Here is a 20,523-nt window from a genome sequence, read left to right as displayed (position 1 = left end):
TGGCTCTGGCCGTGCGCCGCCGAGCACTAGCGAAGGCAATAGCAGACCCGGAGGGCGGCGCGCAGGGATGCGCGCCGTTTTTCATCGGGACAGGGATGTCCCGTATGAAAAAGCCCCGCGTATGCATCGCTCGTGCGGGCTGGTGATTCAAAGAAAAAGCATTTTTCTTTGGTTACCTTTCTTTTGTTGCTTATGACAAAAGAAAGTAACCCGCCGCTTTAGTGGCGGAAGCTCTTAGCGTTTGATCTTGCTTGAAGGTGCGTCGCGAGACCGCGCAGCGCAGTCGCGACTCGCGCCGCTCCTACTCTTGCGACAGAGCATAGTTTCGATAGAGAGCATCGGCGTTGTTGCCTCTGCGCGTCTCGCGGTCGCGGCTCGCGCCGCTCCTACTCTCGCGACAGGGCACCGCTTCGATAGAGGGCACCGGCGTTGTTGCCTCAGCACGTCCCATGGTCGCGGCTCGCGCCGCTCCTATCCCGCGGCAGCAGACCGCAACGCGTACTCAGCCATTGACGGCTTGCGCCCAACTCGCCTGATCTTCGTCGGCAACGGCCGGCCGCATCCCCTCGATCATCGCCGCGATCGCCTGCGCGGTGTCCAGCGGCCGTTCCATCGGAAACAGGTGGCCGCCCTCGATCCAGCGCCAGCGTTCGCCGACCAGTCGCTGGGTCGGCGCGGAACCGGCGTTGCGTAATTCGCGCGAACGCGTGCCGGCCAGAAAGCCGACCGGCACGCGGACCGACGGCGCCAGGCCGCTGAGCGCCGTGGTCGGCAGGGTGTGATAGATCCGGTATTCGATCTCGCGCTCGAACGCGAGTTCGCGGCTGCCGTCGGCGGCGGCGCGGGTGCCGTGTTCGACGTAATCGTCGAGCACGCGCTGGTCCCAGCAGGCGAACGCGGGCTTGGCCAGGAAGTGTTCGCGTACCGCGGTGCGGTCGGGCCAGAGCCGGCGACGCTGCAAGGTGGCGCGCATCGGCATCAGCAGATTGTCCAGGCCGGTGCGGCGGCCGATCGAAACCAGGCGCGCGCGCCAGCCGGCGATCAAGGGCGAATCCAACATGACCACGCCGGCGACTCGCCCGGCCAGCGCCGAGTCGGCCAACCGGTGCGCAGCAAGCAGGCTCAGATAGCCGCCCAGCGAGTGTCCGACCAGCCAGATCCGGCGCGCATTGCCGGCGGCGTTCTCGGCGCGGGCGACCAGTTCCTCGACCAGATGCGGCCAGTCCGGGGTCACCGGATAACGGGGGTCGTGGCCGATGCGCTCGGGCCGGACGACATGGAAACGCTCGGCCAGGGCAGCGAGCATCACCCGGTAGACCGGGGCCGGGAAGCCATTGGCGTGGGAGAACAACAGCAGGTCTTGCATGGCGATCCGTGGGCGGGTCGGGGTGCCGGTCGCGTTGGAAGCGGCGCGGGCAGGCCAGGAATGGCGTCACCATACCATTGCGTATTGAGGTGCGATAGCGGCGCCGGTCGCGTTTGCGGCCCCGTGTCGGATCGGCCGGTCCACACCGAAGTATTCGGCGGCACGAATGCCTTGGACGATGGCGCCTTGGACGATGCTCGGCGAAGGTCGGGAGGTGCGCGCGTCATGCGTACCGGCCTCGCATCCCGGCACGCCTGTGCGCGGACGCCTCAGTCCTAATCGAGTGCGCTGCTCAGCCAGTGTTTCGACTTGTGACCTAGTTCGCGGATCGTCGAGACGCCGAGGTCGCGGATGATCCGATGGGTGCGGTGCGGCAGCGGCGATTCGTCGATGTCGTGCGGGGCGATGTTCTTGCCGGGCACGCCGGGCAGGAACTCGACGCCGGCGGCGTGGTAGCAATGCTGGACCAACGCCGAGCAATACAGCGCGCCTTCCTTGGCCAGCAGATTGCTGCGCCGGCGCAGGCGACGGCTGTGCATCGCCATCAGGGTGCCGACCAGTTCGCTGATCGAATAACTCGACAGGCCCGACAGCAGGTCCAGGCCAGCGATCTGGATCTTGCGTACCTGTTCCGGGCTCAGGTCGAAATCGAGAATGGCGATGTTCGGAAAGGCTTCAGCGTCGTAGTAGCGGTCGACGCGATTTTCCTGCACGCCCAGGCGGATCTGCTTGTAGCGCAGGTCGAGATCGGACTCGATCACCCACCATTGCCCGTCGATGCGGCGTTCGCTGAAGACGAAGGCGTGCGACCACAGGCTGCGGTGACCGTCCTCGGTCAAGGGCGACTGCGCTTTGCGAATCAGTTTGTTGATCCAGTCGCGCCCGCCGCACAGGCCGATGCGGCCCGGGGCCGCGTGTTTTTCGATGAAGGCGGCGTTGCCGAGCGCATCGCCGGCGCGCTCGCCGGCCGCCTCGATCTCGTAACCGCCGGGTATCAGGATCTCGCTCATCCGTGCACGCTCGTGTTGACCAGTCCCTGGAGGGGGCGGCGGTGGCGCCGCCCGTCCGTCTTACTCGGGATCGTAATCCAGATTCGAAGCCAGCCAGCGTTCGGCCTGCGCCAGGGTCGCGCCCTTGCGGCGGGCGTAGTCCTCGACCTGCTCCTTGGAGACCCGGCCGACCACGAAGTACTGACTGTCGGGATGGCTGAAATACAGGCCCGAGACCGCCGCGGTCGGGTACATGGCGAAGCTCTCGGTCAGCTCCAGGGTGGTGTGGCGAGTCGCGTCGAGCATGCGGAACAGGGTGCCCTTCTCGCTGTGCTCGGGGCAGGCCGGATAGCCGGGGGCCGGGCGGATGCCGCGGTAGCCTTCGTCGATCAGGGCCTCGTTGTCGAGCGTCTCGTCGGCGGCGTAGCCCCAGAATTCCTTGCGCACGCGCTGGTGCATGCGTTCGGCCAGGGCCTCGGCGAAGCGGTCGGCCAGGGCCTTGAGCATGATCGCGTTGTAGTCGTCGTGATCGGCCTCGAAGCGGGCGACGTGCGGCTCGATGCCGATGCCGGAGGTGACTGCGAAGCCGCCGATCCAGTCCTGGCGGCCGGAGTCCTTGGGGGCGACGAAATCGGCCAGGCACAGGTCGGGCCGGTCGACCGGCTTGTCGACCTGTTGGCGCAGGAAGTGCAGGCGCACGCTCGAACGCTTGCCGTCGCCATCCACGTGGTCGACCTCGACGTCGTCGCCGACCGAATTCGCCGGCCACAAGCCGAACACCGCTTTGGCCTGCACCCACTTCTCGGCGACCATCTGCTTGAGCATGGCGCGCGCATCGCGGTAGAGCTCGCTGGCCTGGGTACCGACGATTTCGTCGGTCAGGATCGCCGGGTAGCGTCCGGCCAGTTCCCAGGTGTTGAAGAACGGGGTCCAGTCGATGTACTCGACCAACTCGTCGAGCGGGTAGTCGTCGAACACGTGCAGGCCCGGCTGCAGCGGCGCCGGCGGTTCGTATTCGCTCCAGTGGCCGTCGAAGCGCTGGCCGCGGGCTTTTTCCAGCGAGACCAGGCGCTTGCCGTCGCCGCGGTTGCGGTGGCGCTCACGGATCTCGGCGTAGTCGGAAGCGTTGGCGGCGACGAACGGCTCGCGCAGTTCGATCGAGATCAACGACTGGGCCACGCCGACTGCGCGCGAGGCGTCCTTGACCCAGATCGTCGGCGACTTGTAGTGCGGGTCGATCTTGAGCGCGGTGTGCGCGCGTGAGGTGGTCGCGCCGCCGATCAACAGCGGCATGGTGAAACCCTGGCGCTGCATTTCGCGGGCGACGTGGCTCATTTCTTCGAGCGAGGGCGTGATCAGCCCGGACAGGCCGATCAGGTCGGCGTTCTCGGCCTTGGCGCGGTCCAGGATGGTCTGCGCCGGCACCATCACGCCGAGGTCGACCACGTCGAAGTTGTTGCAGGCCAGGACCACGCCGACGATGTTCTTGCCGATGTCGTGGACGTCGCCCTTGACCGTGGCCATGACGATCTTGCCGTTGGACTTGCCGGCGTCGCCGGTACGCAGTTTTTCGGCCTCGATGTAGGGCAGCAGATAGGCCACGGCCTTCTTCATCACCCGCGCCGACTTCACCACCTGCGGCAGGAACATCTTGCCGGCGCCGAACAGGTCGCCGACCACGTTCATGCCGGCCATCAGCGGGCCTTCGATCACGTCGAGCGGACGCGTGGATTCGGCGCGCGCGGCTTCGGCGTCCTCTTCGATCCACTGGTCGATGCCGTGCACCAGCGAATGGCTGAGGCGGTCGCGCACCGGCTTGTCGCGCCAGGCCAGGTCCTCGACCTTCTTCTCGCCTTTCTTGCCTTTGTAGCGCTCGGCCAGGGTCAGCAGGCGCTCGGTACTGTCGTCGCGGCGGTTCAGCACCACGTCTTCGACCGCTTCGCGCAGCTCGCTGTCGAGGTCGTCGTACAGCGGCAGGCCGCCGGCGTTGACGATGCCCATGTCCATGCCGGCCTTGATGGCGTGGTACAGGAACACGGTGTGGATGGCCTGGCGCACCGCTTCGTTGCCGCGGAACGAGAACGAGACGTTGGAGACGCCGCCGGAGATGTGGCTGTAGGGGAAACGGCGCTTGAGCTCGCGCGTGGCCTCGATGAAATCGACCGCGTAGTTGTTGTGCTCCTCGATGCCGGTCGCGACCGCGAACACGTTCGGGTCGAAGATGATGTCCTCGGGCGGGAAACCGATGCGCTCGGTCAGCAGCTTGTAAGCGCGGGTGCAGATCTCGACCTTGCGATCGATGGTGTCGGCCTGGCCGACCTCGTCGAAGGCCATCACCACCACCGCGGCGCCGTAACGCCGGACCAGGCGGGCCTGGCGCAGGAACTCGGCTTCGCCTTCCTTCATCGAAATGGAGTTGACGATGCCCTTGCCCTGCAGGCATTTCAGCCCGGCCTCGATCACCGTCCACTTGGAGCTGTCGACCATTACCGGGATGCGGGCGATGTCGGGCTCGGCCGCGATCAGGTTGAGGTAGGTGACCATGGCTTGCTCGGAATCGAGCAAACCTTCGTCCATGTTGACGTCGAGCACTTGCGCGCCGTTCTCGACCTGCTGGCGCGCGACCACCACGGCCTCGTCGTAGCGGGCTTCGGTGATCAGCTTGCGGAACTGCGCGCTGCCGGTGACGTTGGTGCGTTCGCCGACGTTGACGAAATTGCTTTCGGGCGTGATCTGCAGCGGTTCGAGGCCGCTGAGACGGGTCTGGCGGGGGAGGGCGGTCATGGCGTGGGGGTCGTGATCGCTGGGGTGTGCGAATGGTGCGGATGCAGGCCGCGCGTGGTGGAACGGAGGATCGAAACGGCGGTCATGCCGCCTCGACCAGTTGCAGCGGACGGCGGGGCTCGACGCCCTCGACCACCGCGGCGATCGCGGCGATGTGCGCCGGGGTCGTGCCGCAGCAGCCGCCGACCAGGTTGAGCAGGCCGGCGCGGGCGAACTCGCCGAGCACCGCGGCCATGTCTTCCGGGGTTTCGTCGTAACCGCCGAAGGCATTCGGCAGGCCGGCGTTCGGATGGGTGCTGATGTGGGAGTCGGCGATCTGCGCCAGCACGTCGATGTGCACGCGCAGGTCTTTGGCGCCGAGCGCAGTTCAGCCCGATCGCGGTCGGCTGGACGTGGCGCACCGAGTACCAGAAGGCTTCGGCGGTCTGGCCCGAGAGGGTGCGGCCGGAGGCGTCGGTGATGGTGCCGGAGATCATGATCGGCAGGCGCGCGCCGCGCGCATCGAAGGCTTCCTCGACCGCGAACAACGCGGCCTTGGCGTTGAGCGTGTCGAAGATGGTCTCGACCATGATCACGTCGGCGCCGCCGTCGATCAGGCCGTCGGTGGCTTCGCGGTAGGCGATGCGCAACTCGTCGAAGGTGATTGCGCGGTAGCCGGGTTGGTTCACGTCCGGGCTCAGCGAAGCGGTGCGGCTGGTCGGGCCGAGCACGCCGATCACGTAGCGCGGCTTCGAAGGTTTGCCCTCTTTGACGTCCTGTGCCTCGGCCTCGTCGCAGGCCTGGCGGGCCAGACGCGCGCCTTCTTCGTTGAGTTCGCGCGCCAGGTGCTCCAGGCCGTAGTCGGCCAGCGAGATCGTGGTCGAGTTGAAGGTGTTGGTCTCGATCAGGTCGGCGCCAGCGGCGAGGTATTCGGCGTGGATGCCGCCGATGATGTCGGGCCGGGTGAGGGTCAGCAGGTCGTTGTTGCCGCGCTGGTCGCGCGAGCAGCCGCAGGCCTCGCCATGGACGTGCTCGGCGTCGCCGTCGTGGCCGCCCGCGTACAGCCGGTCGTAACCTTCGGCGAAACGCTCGCCGCGGTAGTCGGCTTCCTGCAACTCGTGTTGCTGGATCATCGTGCCCATCGCGCCGTCCATGATCAGGATGCGTTCGTCCAGGCCGCGCAGCAGGGTGCGGGCACGTTCGGGGTTGAGCCAGGGCAGGGTTTCCATCGGGGCCTCCTTACTTCTTCGCCGGCTTGCGGGCCGGTTCGGCGGCGGGTTTGCGCGCCATCAGGGCGATGACTTCGAAATGCGGCGGGCGCCGTTCGCGGGTCACGGTTTCGCAGCTGACGATGTCGAAGCCGGCCTTGGAGGCGAACTTCTGCAGGTCCTTCTCGGCGAAACCCAGGTTGACGTGGCCGAAGGCCTCGACCGCGCCGCGGTGTTCGTGGGCGGCCAGGCTGGTCAGCAGCAAGCGGCCGCCGGGGCGCAGCACGCGCGCGGCTTCGGCGACGGCCTGGGCCGGGTGTTCGGCGTAGGTCAGCGCGTGCATCAGCACCACCAGGTCGAAGCTGTCGGCCTCGAACGGCAGCGCGTGCATGTCGCCTTCGCGCACCTCGACGTTGCGCAGCTTGCGCAGGCGTTCGGAGGCGGCGGCGACGACCTTGGTGCTGGCGTCCAGGCAGACATAGCGGTTGGAGTGCGGTGCCAGCAATTCGGCCAGCACGCCGTCGCCGGAGGCGATGTCGAGCACGTCGCCGGGTTGCAGCAGGGGCACGGCCGAGCGCGCCAGGGCTTCCCAGGTCCGGCCCGGCGAGTAATGGCGCTCCATGTCGCCGGCGACCGAGTCGGCCCAGTTCTGGTCGGAGGCGCGCATGGCGAGCACTGCGGCCACGCGCTCGGCGTCCTGGCGCAGCAAGGGGTCGTCGCTGCCGGTGCTGAGGGTCTGCCAGAGCGCGCGCTGGGCCTGGTCGAGCGCGCCGTCGTCGAATCGGTAATAGGCCGACACGCCGGCGCGGCGGTCGCGCACCAGTCCGGCCTCTTTGAGCTTAGATAAATGCGTCGACACGCGCGGCTGGGCCAGGCGGGTGATCGCCGACAACTCGGCCACGGTCAGCTCTTCGCCTTCGAGCAGAGCGAGCAGACGCACACGGGTGGCGTCGGCGAACACCTTCAAGCGGGACGACCAGCCTTCGAGATCCATGGGTAACACCTTGGGAGAGGGAATCGGGAATAGGGAATCGAAGGTTGGGCAACGGGACGGCCATGAGGACGATTCCCGGTTCTCCATTCTCGATTCCCGTGTTCCATCAACGTATCGCGATATAGCGATAAGTGTGTTCCCGAGGGCGGTGCAGGTCAAGTCGGGGCGGCCCGGCCGTGGCTGCGCAGACGCCTCGCGGCGCAAACACAGGGACAGGCGCCGGGCAGGCCCATGGGTGGGGTTATTCAGCGCGCGCGGCTACAATTCGCATTCGCGGCCATCGACCCGGGCCGCGGACCAGGACGCAGAACCATCGCGCCGGTCGGGGATCGACGACGGCGCCGCCTACGGGCTGCCGCGCGCTCCGGCCGCAGTGCTCAAACCAGCAGAGGTGCCGACGTGGATTTTGGCTTTACCGAAGAGCAGTTGATGATCCAGGACGTGGCGCGCCGTATCGCCCAGGAAAAGATTGCTCCCAGCGCCGAGCACCATGATCAGACCGGCGAATTCCCGCTCGAGAACATCCGCACCCTCGGCGAGAACGGCCTGATGGGCATCGAAGTGCCGGCCGAGTACGGCGGCGCGGGCATGGACCCGATCTCCTACGTGCTGGCCATGGTCGAGATCGCCGCCGGCGACGCCGCCCACTCGACCATCGTGTCGGTCAACAATTCGCTGTTCTGCAACGGCATTCTCAAGTTCGGCACCGAGGCGCAGAAGCAGCTCTACGTGCGTGCGATCGCCGAGGGCCGCGAGATCGGCGCCTTCGCCCTGACCGAGCCGCAGTCGGGCTCGGACGCCACGGCGATGCGCTGCAAGGCGGTCAAGCAGGCCGACGGCAGCTTCGTCATCAACGGCAAGAAGAGCTGGATCACCTCCGGCCCGGTCGCCAAGTACATCGTGTTGTTCGCGATGACCGACCCGGACAAGGGCGCGCGCGGCATCACCGCGTTCATGATCGATACCTCCAAGCCGGGCTTCCACCGCGGCAAGACCGAGCCCAAGCTCGGCATCCGCGCCTCGGCCACCTGCGAGATCGAGTTCGAGGACTATGTGGCCGCGCCCGAGGACGTGCTCGGCGAAGAAGGCCACGGCTTCAAGATCGCCATGGGCGTGCTCGACGCCGGCCGCATCGGCATCGCCAGCCAGGCCATCGGCATCGCCCGCGCCGCCTACGAGGCGACCCTGACCTATGTGCGCGAGCGCAAGGCCTTCGGCCAGCCGATCGGCGCGTTCCAGATGACCCAGGCGAAGATCGCCGACATGAAATGCAAGCTCGATGCGGCCCTGCTGCTGACCTTGCGCGCGGCCTGGAAGAAGGCCGAGACCGAAAAGAACGGCGGCCGCTTCAGCAACGAGGCCGCCATCGCCAAGCTCACCGCATCGGAAGCGGCGATGTGGATCGCCCACCAGGCCGTGCAGATTCACGGCGGCATGGGCTATTCCAAGGAAATGCCGTTGGAACGCTACTTCCGCGACGCCAAGATCACCGAGATCTACGAAGGCACCAGCGAGATCCAGCGCCTGGTCATCGCCCGCAACGAAACCGGTCTGCGCTGAAGCGACAGACGATGAAACGTTTCGGCTCGTCACGGCCCACCGCCTGTCCTGAGGACGGCGGCATGGGTTTGCGCGCTTCGAACGAGCTCGCCGTACACGGTCCGCGCCCGATGGCGCGCGGCCGCGTCGGCGCGTCGCTCGATTACGGCGCCGCGTCCATTGCCGCCCTGCAAGCCTCGACCCGCAAGCTCTAACCTTTCTCTTGGCCCGCGCGAAAGCGTGGGCCTCATTCCATCCGGACCTCAGAGTTCCCATGAGCAACAAACCCAAAGCCGCGTCCAAGCAGGAACCCGCCAAACAAGCCTCGGCCAAGAAAGCGGGCCAGCCTGCCGCCAAGACCGTCGCCGCGAAGCCTGCCGCAACCAAGCCTGCCGCGACCAAGTCCGCCGCCGCGAAGAGCGCGACGGCCAAGTCGGTCGCCGCCAAGCCCGCCGCCAAGAGCGTTGCGCCGGTCGAAGCGCAGAGCGCCAGCGTCTCGCTGGAGCCGATCGTCGCCGCGATGCGCAAGCGCCTGCCGAAGGCGCGCCACGCGGAGGCCGAAGCGTTCGCCAAGGCGTTCTACAAGCGCATGAGCCTGGACGAGCTGCCGCAGCATCAGGCCGACGGCTGGGCCGCGCTGGCGACCGATTTCCTCGACTACGCGCGCGACCGCAAGCCCGGTAACGCCCTGGTGCGACTGTTCAACCCGACCATCAAGACCCACGGCTGGGAGTCGGCGCACACCGTGCTGCAGATCGCCAACGACGACATGCCGTTCCTGGTCGACTCGGTGACCATGGCCCTGGCCGACCAGGGCATTGGCGTGCACGTGCTCGGCCATCCGGTGGTGACCTTCCAGCGCGACAAGGCCGGCAAGCTGGTCTCGGTCGGGCAGGGCGTGCCCGAGTCGCTGATGCACCTGGAAATCGACCGCCTGACCAACGAGTCGATGGCCTCGGCCAAGAAGGCGCTGGAAACCGTGCTCGCCGACGTGCGCGCGATCGTCCGCGACTGGTCGCAGATGCGCGACAAGATGAACGAAGTGGCCGACGGCATGATCGGCGAGCGCATGCCGGTCAACGAAGACGGCAAGCGCGAGGCGCAGGCCTTCCTGCACTGGGCCGCCGAGAATCACTTCACCTTCCTCGGTTACCGCGAGTACGAGGTGATCAAGCACGACGGCCAGGACGTGCTCAGCGCGATCAAGGGCAGCGGCCTGGGCCTGCTGCGCGGTAAGGACGCGGGTAAGCCGCGTCCCTTGACTTCGCTGGCCGCGCATTACATTCCGCAGTCGGGTTCGGTCGATGCGCTGATCCTGACCAAGACCAATGCGCGCTCGACCGTGCATCGTCCGGGCTACATGGACTACATCGGCGTGCTGAGCTTCGACGACAAGGGCCGCCCGGTCGCCGAGAAACGCTTCCTCGGCCTGTACACCTCCAGCGCCTACAACCGCCGCCCCTGGGACATCCCGCTGGTGCGTCAGCGCCATGCCTACGTGATGGAGCAGTCGGGCCTGGCCCCGGACAGCCACAGCGGCAAGGCCCTGCGCCACGTCCTGGAAACCCTGCCGCGCGACGAGCTGTTCCAGTCGAGCGAGGAAGAGCTGTTCAAGACCACCTCGGGCATCCTCGGCCTGCAGGAGCGCGTGCGCAGCAAGATGTTCCTGCGCCGCGACCGCTACGGCCGTTTCTTCTCGGGCCTGGTCTACATCCCGCGCGACCGCTTCAACACCGACGTGCGTCTGCGCGTGGAGGCGATGCTCAAGCGTCGTCTGCACGGCGAGTACATCGACACCACCGTGCACATCGGCGAATCGCCGCTCGCGCAGATGCACGTGATCGTGCGTCCGAAGTCGGGCGAAGCGATCCAGATCGACCATGTCGCGATCGAGGCCGAGCTGACCGAGATCGTGCGCAACCGCCAGGACGAGCTGCGCGACGCGCTGGTCCAGCGCCACGGCGAGCAGCAGGGCCTGGCCCTGGCCAACCGCTACGGCCGCGCCTTGCCGGCGGGTTATATCGAGGAAGTCTCGGCCGGCGTCGCCGCCCAGGACATCGCCCACCTGGCCGCGCTGAGCGGTCCGGACGATCTGCGCCTGAGCCTGTGCCGCACCCGCCAGGGCGAGGGCGGCCTGCGCTTCAAGTTCTACCGCCAGCTCGACGACATCCCGCTGTCGGACGCTCTGCCGATGATGGAGAACATGGGCCTGCGGGTGATCTCCGAGCACCCCTACCGCCTGCGCGTCGACGAGCAGCCGGTCTACATCCAGGACTTCGAGGTCGAGACCGCCAACAACGACATCGACATCGACAGCCTCGACGAGAACTTCGAGGATGCGTTCGCGCAGATCTGGCGCGGCAACGCCGAGAACGACGGCTTCAACCGCCTGATCCTCACCGCCAACCTGTCCTGGCGCCAGGTCGCCATGCTGCGCGCCTACTGCAAGTACCTGCTGCAGGTCGGCGTGCCGTTCTCGCAGAGTTACGTCGAGGAAACCTTCTCGCGTTATCCGCTGCTCGCGCGCCTGCTGGTGGAATTGTTCGAGGCTCGCTTCGACCCGTGCACCGGCAAGGAGAGCAAGGCCGAGATCAAGGCCGGCCAGGACCTGTTGGTCCAGCAATTGCAGGCCCTGTCGGGCGGCGACGCCGCGGTCATGGCCGCGGTCAAGCCGGTCATCGATGCGCGCAACGGCAAGCGCGACGAGCAGGCCAAGGCCACCGTCGATGCGATCAAGGCGCTGCTCGACCGCGTCTCCAGCCTCGATGAAGACCGCATCCTGCGCAGCTTCATCGGCGTGATCAACGCCACCCTGCGCACCAGCTACTACCAGCGCGCCGCCGACGGCGCCGATCGCGGCTACGTCAGCTACAAGTTTGATTCGGCGCAGGTGCCGGACCTGCCGAAGCCGCGTCCGTACCGCGAAATCTTCGTCTACGGCCCGCGCGTGGAAGGCGTGCACCTGCGCTTCGGCCCGGTCGCCCGCGGCGGCCTGCGCTGGTCGGATCGTCGCGAAGACTTCCGCACCGAAGTGCTGGGCCTGGTCAAGGCGCAGATGGTCAAGAACACCGTGATCGTGCCGGTCGGCTCGAAGGGCGGTTTCTTCGCCAAGCGTCCACCGGCCGGCGGCGACCGCGACGCCGTGCTCGCCGAAGGCATCGCCTGCTACAAGATGTTCATCAACGGCCTGCTCGACATCACCGACAACATCGTCGACGGCAAGATCGTCGCCCCGCGCGACGTGGTCCGTCACGACCAGGACGATCCGTATCTGGTGGTCGCCGCCGACAAGGGCACCGCGACCTTCTCCGACATCGCCAACGGCATCGCCGCCGAGCACAAGTTCTGGCTCGACGACGCCTTCGCCTCGGGCGGTTCGGTCGGTTACGACCACAAGGGCATGGGCATCACCGCCAAGGGCGCGTGGGAGTCGGTCAAGCGCCACTTCCGGGCGATGGGCCACGACAGCCAGACCCAGGACTTCACCGCGGTCGGTATCGGCGACATGTCCGGCGACGTGTTCGGCAACGGCATGCTGCTGTCCGAGCACATCCGCCTGATCGCCGCGTTCGACCACCGCCACATCTTCCTCGACCCGAACCCGGATGCGGCGAAGACGTTCAAGGAACGCGAGCGCATGTTCAAGCTGCCGCGCTCGAGCTGGGACGACTACGACAAGAAGCTGATCGGCAAGGGCGGCGGCGTGTACCCGCGTTCGGCCAAGTCGATCCCGCTGTCGCCGGAGATCAAGGCCGCGCTCGGCATCGACGCCGGCGTCGCCGCGATGAGCCCGGTCGAGCTGATGAGCGCGATCCTGAAGTCGCCGGTCGACCTGCTGTGGAACGGCGGCATCGGCACCTACGTCAAGTTCAGCGGCGAGACCAACAGCGACGTCGGCGACCGCGCCAACAACGGTCTGCGCGTCGACGGCCGCGACCTACGCTGCAAGGTGGTGGGCGAGGGCGGCAATCTCGGCCTGACCCAGCTCGGACGCATCGAAGCGGCCCAGCACGGCGTGCTGCTCAATACCGACTTCATCGACAACTCGGCCGGCGTGGACACCTCGGACCACGAGGTCAACATCAAGATCCTGCTCAACGGCCAGGTGCAGGCGAAGAAGCTGACCCTGCCGGACCGCAACAAGCTGCTCGCCTCGATGACCGACGAGGTCGCCGAGCTGGTGCTCAACGACAACTACCGCCAGAACCAGGCGATCAGCCTGATGGAGCGGATGAGCCAGTCGCGTCTGGGCTCCAAGCAGCACTTCATCCGCACCCTCGAAGCGCAAGGCCTGCTCGATCGTCAGATCGAGTTCCTGCCGTCGGACGCCGAGATCTCCGAGCGCAAGGCGCGCGGCCAGGGCCTGACCCGTCCGGAACTGTCGGTGCTGCTGTCGTACTCCAAGCTGGTCGCGTTCCAGCAGATGCTCGACTCGGACGTGCCGGAAGACCCGTACCTGTCGAAGGAGCTGGTGCGTTACTTCCCGCAGCCGCTGCAGAGCAAGTACGCCAAGGCGATGGAGAACCACCGCCTGAAGCGCGAGATCATTGCCACCGCGGTGACCAACTCGACCATCAACCGGATGGGCGCGACCTTCCTGCTGCGCATGCAGGAAGACAGCGGCCGCACCCCGGGCGAGGTCGCCAAGGCCTTCACTATCACCCGCGAGACCCTCGACGCGCGCGATTTGTGGGCGCAGATCGACGCGCTCGACGGCAAGGTCGCCGAGTCGACCCAGATCGACGCCTTGCAGGTGATCTGGAATCTGCAGCGCTCGTTCACCCGTTGGCTGTTGTCGCGTCCGGGCACGATCCCCGACATCACCACGGCGGTGGAGCGCTACCACGACGGCTTCAAGAACATCCGCGCCGGCCACGGCATCCTCGGCGACGGCCAGCGTCCGGCGCACGATGCCGCGTTCGCCGACTGGAAGGCCAAGGGCGTGCCGGAAGCGCTGTCCGCCCAGTTGGCGGCGCTGCCGTACCTGGAACCGAGCTGCGACATCATCGAACTGGCGCGCGAGCGCAAGCTCAAGCCGGTCGAGGTGGCCAAGGTCCACTTCCGCCTCGGCGAAGCGCTGCGCCTGCCGTGGTTGCAGGAGCAGATCGACGCCTTGACTGTCGATGGCCGTTGGCACGCGGTCGCACGCGGCGTGCTGCGCGAAGAGCTGGGCGCGCAGCAGCGCATCCTGGTCGGCCAGGTGCTGTCGATGCCCGGTGCCAACGCCGATGCCAAGATCAAGCATTGGCTCGGCCGCGACGACGTCTCGCTGCGTTTCACCTTGGCCATGCTCAACGAGTTGGCCGCGCAGAAGTCGCTGGACTACCCGACCGCCTCGGTCGCGGTGCAGCGTCTGTCGCAGTTGGCCGCGCGCGGTTGATCGGGCGCTGACCTAAGCGTCGATGACGATGGGCCCTAAGCCCCTCTCCCACCCGGGAGAGGGGCTTTTTTGTGCGCTCTGTCATGTCGCGGTGGAGGCGCCGCTCCTACCCTTGAAGCCGCTCCTTCGCCGACCGTCGCGACCGGCGTGCAGAATCCGCAACGCCCTCCGGGTTATGCTGACGGCATCCTTCCGGAGCCGCCGATGACCGCGACGCAACGCATCGCCTTCCTCGCCAGTCACACCGACGAGGCCCAGCGGGCGCTCGCCGATCTCGTCGCACGCCACGGCCAGCACGAACCAGACGCAGCCGACGTCCTGGTCGCGCTCGGCGGCGACGGCTTCATGCTGCAGACCCTGCATCGCCATGGCGGCCTGGGCAAACCGGTGTACGGGATGAAGCTCGGCACCGTCGGTTTCCTGATGAACCAGCACAACGGCGAGGATCTGTTCGCGCGCCTGGAGGCGGCCGAGCCGGCGGTGCTGCGTCCGCTGGAAATGGTCGCCCAGACCGAATCCGGCGCGACTTTCGGTTCGCTGGCCTATAACGAAGTGTCCTTGCTGCGCCAGACCCGACAGGCCGCGCACATCCGCATCGACCTCAACGGCCAGACCCGGCTCGACGAACTGATCTGCGACGGCGTGCTGGTCGCGACCGCGGCCGGCAGCACGGCCTACAACTTTTCCGCCCACGGCCCGATCCTGCCGTTGGGCTCGGCCGTCATCGCCCTGACCCCGATCGCGGCGTTCCGGCCGCGGCGTTGGCGCGGCGCCTTGCTCAAGGCCGACACCGAGATCCGCTTCCGCGTGCTCGACCCCTACAAGCGTCCGGTCAGCGCCACCGCCGATTCGCACGAGGTGCGCGACGTGGTCGAGGTGATGATCCGCGAGTCGCGCGATCGCACCGTTACCCTGCTGTTCGACCCCGAGCACAACCTCGAAGAGCGCATGCTGATCGAGCAGTTCACCAGCGGCTGAGCGGGCTCAGAGCAGCCGTAGAAGGACCTCGCGCAGGCGCGGATCGGCGAGGTCGGGCAGGGCCGCCGCTTGGGTCGGTTCGAACCACTGCAGGTGTTGATGTTCGTCGCCGCGGGCCTCGGGTTCGCCGTCCCAGGCATCGATGCGGTAGACCCGCAGGACGAGGCCGTCGAAAGCGAGTTCGGCGACCACGCTGGCCGCCGTAGCGCAGTGCTCGTCGGACGTTGCGAGCACGGGCGGGCCGATGCCTGCTTCTTCCTGCAGTTCCCGCCACAGGGCCCGTTCGGGCGTCTCGCCGGCCTCGACGTGGCCGCCGAGCATGTCCCAGCAATTCGGTGCCAACCGCTTGTGCGCGGCGCGCAGGCCCAACAGCACGCGGCCTTGGCGCCACAGCAGGGCGCCGACCAGATCGATGCCGTGTTCGCCTGCGCTCATCGTTTGCGGCGCTCCTTCCTGCTGCGCGCTGTTCGAGCAGGGCGAGCGATGGTCGGCCTTGCTCGAAATCGCTTTAAGTTATGGATTAATAGTTATTAATATCAATAGTTTAAACAGCTAAATTAACGTCAATTATTGCCGACGGTTTTGTTGCGCATGCGCCGGGCGACTTCGCTGGCCGCGGCGATCAGCAAGGTCAGGGCGATCGTCGACAGCAGCTGCAGGCGTGGGCCTTCGATCGACAGCGCCAATACGAACACCAAGCCGAGGATCGCCAGGCCGGCCCAGGTCACGTAGGGGAAGGCCCACATCTTGAACGGCAGCACCGTGCCGGCGCGGTCGGCGCGGCGGCGCAGGATCAACTGCGAGACCAGCGACAGCGCCCACACCAGCAAGCAGGTCGAACCGACCACGTTCAACAGCGTTGGCAGCACCTTGTCGGGATACAGCAGCTCCAGCGCGGTGGCGACGAAGCCGAACGCCACGCTCGCCAGCACCGCGACCGTCGGCACGCGGCTGCGGCTGAGGTGGGCGAGCGCGCGCGGCGCTTCGCCGCGTTCGGCCAGCGAATAGATCATGCGCGAGGCGCCATAGAGATTGGCGTTGAGCGCCGACAGCAGGGCGACCACCGCGACCAGGGTGATCGCGGTCGCCGCGCCCGGGATGCGCGCGACTTCCAGCACCGCGGCGAACGGCGAATTCAACGACTCGCTGGTCCACGGCACCACCGCGATGATCACCGCGAGCGAGCCGATGTAGAACACCAGGATGCGCCAGGCCACGGTGCGGATGGCATGGGTGATGCTGCGCTCCGGGTCCTGGGTTTCGGCCGCGGCGACCGCGACGATCTCGGTGCCGCCGAAGGCGAACACCACCACCAGCAAGGCCGCGCCGACCCCGGCCCAACCCTTGGGCGCGAAGCCGCCGTGGTCGAAGAAGTTCGACAGGCCCGGCGAGGGCACGTTGGGCAACAGGCCGCACACCAGCAGCACGCCGATGGCGATGAAGGCGAGGATCGCAGCGACCTTGAGAATCGCGAACCAGAACTCGAACTCGCCGAAGTTGCGCACGCCGAGCAGGTTGACGCCGGTGAACACCGACATGAATACCAGCGACATCAGCGCCACCGGCAATTGCGGCCAGACCGTGGCGAGCAGGCCGGCGGCGCCGACCGACTCGGCCGCGATCACGATCACCAACTGCGCCCACCACAGCCAGCCGAGGGTGGCGCCAGCGGTCGGCCCCATCGCGTCGGCGGCGTACACCGAGAACGCGCCGCTGGTCGGCCGCGCCGCGGCCATCTCGCCGAGCGCGCGCATCACGATGATGACCAGCGCGCCGGCGATCAGATACGACAGCAACACCGCCGGCCCGGCGCTGCGGATGCCGACCCCCGAGCCGAGGAACAGGCCGGCGCCGATCGCGCTGCCCAGGCCCATCATCACCAACTGGCGCGACTTCAAGGCGTGGCCGAGCTGGGACGCGGCGGCGCCGTTCATGAGCGTGGCGGAGCGGGCAGGGACTTCGGTTGGGGACATGTCGGGCGTCCGGACGATGAGGCGGTGCGGAACGATACCTTGTCGCCGCGGTCGGCAACGAGGCCCGCGGCGATTCCGGCCCGAAACCGCAGGAATCGGTCGTCCGGCGCCGGTGCCGCGCGGCTAATCCGAGCGCGCGGCCGAGTCTTCGGCCGGCCTCGCAGTTCCGGGCGCACCTTGGGGCGGACCCGCAGCGCCGGCCAGGGCGAGGCTCACCACCATCGCCCCGGCCTCCTCGTCGAGGCGCAGGTCGACCCGGTAGCGCTCGCACAGGCGCTGCACGATCGCCAGCCCGAGGCCGAGGCCGGCGCTGCCTTCGCGTTTGCGGAACGGCTCGTGCAGGCGTTCGCGCAGCTCGGCCGGGATCGGATGGCCGCGGTTGGCGATGCGCAGGCATCCGCCGGCGACGCCGATGGCGACCGTGCCGCTCTCGGTGTGGGCGAAGGCGTTGCCGATCAGATTCGACAACAGGATATGCAGCACCGGCTGCGGCAGATCGATGCGCGCGTCGGCGGGTACCTCGACTTCGACTTCGACCGGCTTGCCGTCGAGCCAGACCGCCTGTTCGAGCACCACTCGTTCCAGCACCGGCAACAGCGCGATCGGCGCATCGGGCAGCACCACCGGCGCCTCGCGCGCCAGGGTCAGCAGGGTCGTTACCGTCTGTTCGAGTTGCCAGGCCGATTGGCGCAAGTGCAGCAGATGCTCGCGGCCGGCCGCGGACAGGGCGGGCTCGGCCAGCAGGCGTTCGCCGGCGCTGCGGATCACCGCCAGCGGCGTGCGCAGTTCGTGGCTGGCATCGCGGGTGAAGGCCTGTTCGCGGTCGATGAAGGCCTGGGTGCGTTCGGTCATCGCATCCAGGCCGCGTGCGAGCACGCCGACCTCGTCGTCGGGAAAACCGGCGGCGATGCGTTGCGGCCAGCGGTTCGGCGCCATGCTGTCGACCAGTGCGGCCAGGCGCGACAGCGGCGCGGTGCTGCGCCGCGCCAGCCAGGCGCCGATCGACAAGGCCAGGGCGACCACCGCGAGCGCCGACCAGCCCAGCCATTGCAGGATGCGGTCGCGCATCGGCCGCACAACCAGTTGCCGGCTGACCTCGGCGACCAGCCAGGCGCCTTGCGCGGGCGCCGGCGGCTGCAGCGCCTTGACGTGGTAATGGCGTCCGTCGCGGCCGGCGAACTCCGAGCGCCAGGGCTCGGACTCGCGTGCGGCGAGCAGATCGGCGGGGAAATGTTGGGTGTCCGGGTAGACGCGCATGAAGGCCTGTTGCGGCTCGGCCCAGCCGCCGTCGAGCGCATGCCGGCGCAACTGCGCGGCGGCTTCCTGTTCGAGCATCGAATCGAAGAAGGCGTCTTCGGTCGCGTACATGAAGCTCACCGCATACAGCCCGAACAAGGCCGCGACCGACAGGGCGAAGCCGGCGAAAGCGAGCATCAGGCGATTGCGCAGACGCCGTTTCGGTCGTTTCGCCGGGCCGCTCACGGTGTGGCGTCCTCGTCGCTTTCGAGCTTGAAGCCGACGCCGTGCACGGTGCGCAGCATCGGCCGCGCGAACGGCTTGTCGAGCGCCTGCCGCAACAGATACAGGTGCGAACGCAGCGGATCCGATTGCGGCGGCAGGTCGCCCCACAGGCGCTGGATCAGCTCGCTGCGGGTCAGGGTGCGCGGCCAGGCCTCCGCCAGGATCGTCAGGATGCGCAAGGGCGTGTGTTGCAGTTCCAGCAGGCGGCCTTGGCGGCGCACTTCGCCGCTGCGACGGTCGATGCTCAGGCTGCCGATGCGCAGGCCGTGCGGCTCGCCCGCGCGGTGCCGGCGCGACAGGGCCAGGCAGCGCGCGAGCAATTCTTCGCCGGCGAAGGGTTTGACCAGATAGTCGTCGGCGCCGGCCTCGAAGCCGCGCAGTTTGTCGTCCAGGCCGTCGCGTGCGGTCAGCATGAGGATCGGCACGTGACGGTCGGCGCGTGCGCGCAGTTCCGCGCACACGCGCAAGCCGTCGAGGCCGGGCAGGGTCAGATCGAGCACCAACACGTCGGGCGGATCGTTCAATGCCAGTTGCAGGCCGTTGCGGCCGTCGGCGGCGAAATCGACGGCGTGGCCGTGCTGTTCGAACATCGCCGCCATGGCCGTGCGCAGGGCCAGGTGGTCTTCGATCACGAGGATGCGCAAGCGGTCGTGCATCAGCGCTCAGCCGTCGATCCGTTCGAGAAGGCGCTTAGCATCGGCCATGTCCGGGTGACTGACCAGCACCTCGCCGATCATCGCCCGCGCCTGGGCCTCGTCGCCGAGCCGCCAGTGCGCTTCCGCCATGCCCAGGCGCAATTGCGGTTCGGGCATGTACGGCGCCGCCAGCTGCATGATCTCCAGAGCGGCGCGGGTGCGGGCCGGCTCAGGATGCGCCTGCAACTGGTAATAACCGATCAGCCCGATCAACTGCACGTGGTAGGCGTCCGGGGCGTCGGCGAGCGCTTTGTGCGCGGCCTCGCGTTCGCCGGCGAGCAAGCGCTCGACCAGGGCCAGGCTGCGTTCGTCGCGCCAGGGCGTGCGCGCGACCGGCGTGCGCCCGAGTGCGGCGACGATGGCTTCGGCGACGGCCGGGGTGGAGTAGGGGTTCTGACCGGTGATCAGGCGGCCGTCGACGGCCAGCCCCGGCATCATCAAGGGCGCTTCCCGCCAGCGTGCGCCGCGTTCGCGCAGGGCGTCTTCGAGCCGGAAGCGGAATTCCTTGGCCCAGCGTTTGCCGAAGATGGCTTCCTCCTCGTTGCTGAAACCGGTCAGTGCGCGGCCGGCGACCAGATAGGAGCCATCGTCGAGACGCACATCGACCAGCGCCGCCGGACCGTGGCAGACCGCCGCGACCACGCCGCCGCGCTCGTAGACCTCGGCGAGCAATTTCTTCAGCGCCGGATCGTCCGGCAGATCGAACATCGCGCCCTTGCCGCCGACCACGTAGACCGCGGCGTAGTCCTCGGCGCGCGCGGCCGACGTGGCCAGGGTCGTGTTCAACTGGTTCAGGCCGTGGCGTTCTTCGAGCAGGCGCGCGTTAAAGGCCAGCTTCGGGTCGTACTTGTCGGCCTCGGCGCCGCCGCCGCGCGGGCTGGCGACGTCCACCGCCAGGCCGTTGTCGCGGAAGATCAGATAGGCCTGGGCGAACTCGTCCATCTCGTAGCCGGGCCGGGTCTTGCCCTGGTCGCGGCCCTCGCTGCTGACCACGATCAAGACCTTGTCGGCGGCCTGGGCGATGCTGGTGGCGGAGTACGCCAGCAGCAGGCCCAGGGCCAACTGGCGCAAATGAGGGAATCGGAGGTTCATGGCGAGGACTGCGTGTGAAGGACGG

General features: G+C 67.7%; 12 protein-coding genes and 2 pseudogenes. 4 read left to right on the top strand and 10 right to left on the bottom strand.

Annotation, left to right across the window (positions count from 1 at the left end; genetic code table 11):
- Window positions 1-502 precede the first annotated feature (502 nt).
- The 5 genes and pseudogenes from GLA29479_RS04950 to GLA29479_RS04930 form a co-directional block, all read right to left on the bottom strand.
- The gene (locus GLA29479_RS04950; RefSeq protein ID WP_057970961.1) at window positions 503-1,366 is read right to left on the bottom strand and encodes an alpha/beta fold hydrolase; all 864 of its coding nucleotides are present in this window, start codon (window positions 1,364-1,366) and stop codon (window positions 503-505) included.
- 275 nt (window positions 1,367-1,641) lie between these two features.
- Window positions 1,642-2,376, bottom strand: a complete 735-nt coding sequence (locus tag GLA29479_RS04945; protein WP_057970960.1) for a hypothetical protein — start codon at window positions 2,374-2,376, stop codon at window positions 1,642-1,644.
- 60 nt (window positions 2,377-2,436) lie between these two features.
- Window positions 2,437-5,139, bottom strand: coding sequence for a methionine synthase (gene metH / locus GLA29479_RS04940; RefSeq protein ID WP_057970959.1), 2,703 nt, complete (start codon window positions 5,137-5,139; stop codon window positions 2,437-2,439).
- 82 nt (window positions 5,140-5,221) lie between these two features.
- Window positions 5,222-6,347 (bottom strand): annotated as a pseudogene (locus tag GLA29479_RS04935) (homocysteine S-methyltransferase family protein).
- A 46-nt stretch (window positions 6,348-6,393) separates the two neighbouring features.
- A pseudogene (locus tag GLA29479_RS04930) lies at window positions 6,394-7,320 on the bottom strand (ArsR/SmtB family transcription factor); the annotation flags it as partial.
- A 399-nt stretch (window positions 7,321-7,719) separates the two neighbouring features.
- On the opposite strand from GLA29479_RS04930, the gene GLA29479_RS04925 reads away from it, so the two are divergent.
- The 4 genes from GLA29479_RS04925 (at window position 7,720) to GLA29479_RS04915 (ending at window position 15,217) form a co-directional block, all read left to right on the top strand.
- On the top strand, window positions 7,720-8,880 hold the full coding sequence (locus GLA29479_RS04925) for an acyl-CoA dehydrogenase family protein (protein WP_057917897.1): 1,161 nt from the start codon (window positions 7,720-7,722) through the stop codon (window positions 8,878-8,880).
- A 62-nt stretch (window positions 8,881-8,942) separates the two neighbouring features.
- The gene (locus GLA29479_RS25925; RefSeq protein ID WP_282955876.1) at window positions 8,943-9,074 is read left to right on the top strand and encodes a hypothetical protein; all 132 of its coding nucleotides are present in this window, start codon (window positions 8,943-8,945) and stop codon (window positions 9,072-9,074) included.
- A gap of 59 nt (window positions 9,075-9,133) precedes the next feature.
- Entirely contained in the window at window positions 9,134-14,239 is a 5,106-nt protein-coding gene (locus tag GLA29479_RS04920; RefSeq protein ID WP_057970958.1) for an NAD-glutamate dehydrogenase, read from the top strand.
- A 204-nt stretch (window positions 14,240-14,443) separates the two neighbouring features.
- Window positions 14,444-15,217: an NAD kinase gene (locus tag GLA29479_RS04915; protein WP_031372354.1), complete on the top strand. Its 774-nt coding sequence runs from the start codon at window positions 14,444-14,446 to the stop codon at window positions 15,215-15,217.
- 6 nt (window positions 15,218-15,223) lie between these two features.
- On the opposite strand, the gene GLA29479_RS04910 is transcribed toward GLA29479_RS04915, so the two are convergent.
- The 5 genes from GLA29479_RS04910 to GLA29479_RS04890 all read right to left on the bottom strand — a co-directional run bounded on the left by GLA29479_RS04910 (window position 15,224) and on the right by GLA29479_RS04890 (window position 20,498).
- A complete protein-coding gene (locus GLA29479_RS04910; protein WP_057970957.1) occupies window positions 15,224-15,652 on the bottom strand; it encodes an NUDIX domain-containing protein in 429 nt (142 codons plus the stop codon).
- 128 nt (window positions 15,653-15,780) lie between these two features.
- On the bottom strand, window positions 15,781-17,151 hold the full coding sequence (locus GLA29479_RS04905; RefSeq protein ID WP_057970956.1) for an amino acid permease: 1,371 nt from the start codon (window positions 17,149-17,151) through the stop codon (window positions 15,781-15,783).
- A gap of 162 nt (window positions 17,152-17,313) precedes the next feature.
- Entirely contained in the window at window positions 17,314-18,624 is a 1,311-nt protein-coding gene (locus tag GLA29479_RS04900; RefSeq protein ID WP_057970955.1) for a sensor histidine kinase, read from the bottom strand.
- A gap of 44 nt (window positions 18,625-18,668) precedes the next feature.
- Complete coding sequence (locus tag GLA29479_RS04895) at window positions 18,669-19,355, bottom strand: response regulator transcription factor (protein WP_211265067.1); 687 nt, start codon at window positions 19,353-19,355, stop codon at window positions 18,669-18,671.
- An 18-nt stretch (window positions 19,356-19,373) separates the two neighbouring features.
- Window positions 19,374-20,498 carry a type 1 glutamine amidotransferase domain-containing protein gene (locus tag GLA29479_RS04890; protein ID WP_057970953.1) on the bottom strand — a complete coding sequence of 375 codons (1,125 nt, stop codon included), beginning with the start codon at window positions 20,496-20,498 and terminating at the stop codon, window positions 19,374-19,376.
- Between the last annotated feature and the right edge of the window lie 25 nt (window positions 20,499-20,523).

The sequence above is a fragment of the Lysobacter antibioticus genome, assembly GCF_001442535.1.
Classification (GTDB): Bacteria; Pseudomonadota; Gammaproteobacteria; order Xanthomonadales; family Xanthomonadaceae; genus Lysobacter; species Lysobacter antibioticus.
Note: the sequence above shows the minus strand (reverse complement) of the source record. Positions and strands in the feature narration are given on the sequence as shown.

Coding starts and splice junctions, on each gene's coding strand:
- GLA29479_RS04950 (WP_057970961.1), bottom strand. CDS start 1,366: ATGCAAGACCTGCTGTTGTTCTCCCACGCCAATGGCTTCCCGGCCCCG.
- GLA29479_RS04945 (WP_057970960.1), bottom strand. CDS start 2,376: ATGAGCGAGATCCTGATACCCGGCGGTTACGAGATCGAGGCGGCCGGC.
- metH (WP_057970959.1), bottom strand. CDS start 5,139: ATGACCGCCCTCCCCCGCCAGACCCGTCTCAGCGGCCTCGAACCGCTG.
- GLA29479_RS25925 (WP_282955876.1), top strand. CDS start 8,943: ATGGGTTTGCGCGCTTCGAACGAGCTCGCCGTACACGGTCCGCGCCCG.
- GLA29479_RS04920 (WP_057970958.1), top strand. CDS start 9,134: ATGAGCAACAAACCCAAAGCCGCGTCCAAGCAGGAACCCGCCAAACAA.
- GLA29479_RS04915 (WP_031372354.1), top strand. CDS start 14,444: ATGACCGCGACGCAACGCATCGCCTTCCTCGCCAGTCACACCGACGAG.
- GLA29479_RS04910 (WP_057970957.1), bottom strand. CDS start 15,652: ATGAGCGCAGGCGAACACGGCATCGATCTGGTCGGCGCCCTGCTGTGG.
- GLA29479_RS04905 (WP_057970956.1), bottom strand. CDS start 17,151: ATGAACGGCGCCGCCGCGTCCCAGCTCGGCCACGCCTTGAAGTCGCGC.
- GLA29479_RS04900 (WP_057970955.1), bottom strand. CDS start 18,624: ATGCTCGCTTTCGCCGGCTTCGCCCTGTCGGTCGCGGCCTTGTTCGGG.
- GLA29479_RS04890 (WP_057970953.1), bottom strand. CDS start 20,498: ATGAACCTCCGATTCCCTCATTTGCGCCAGTTGGCCCTGGGCCTGCTG.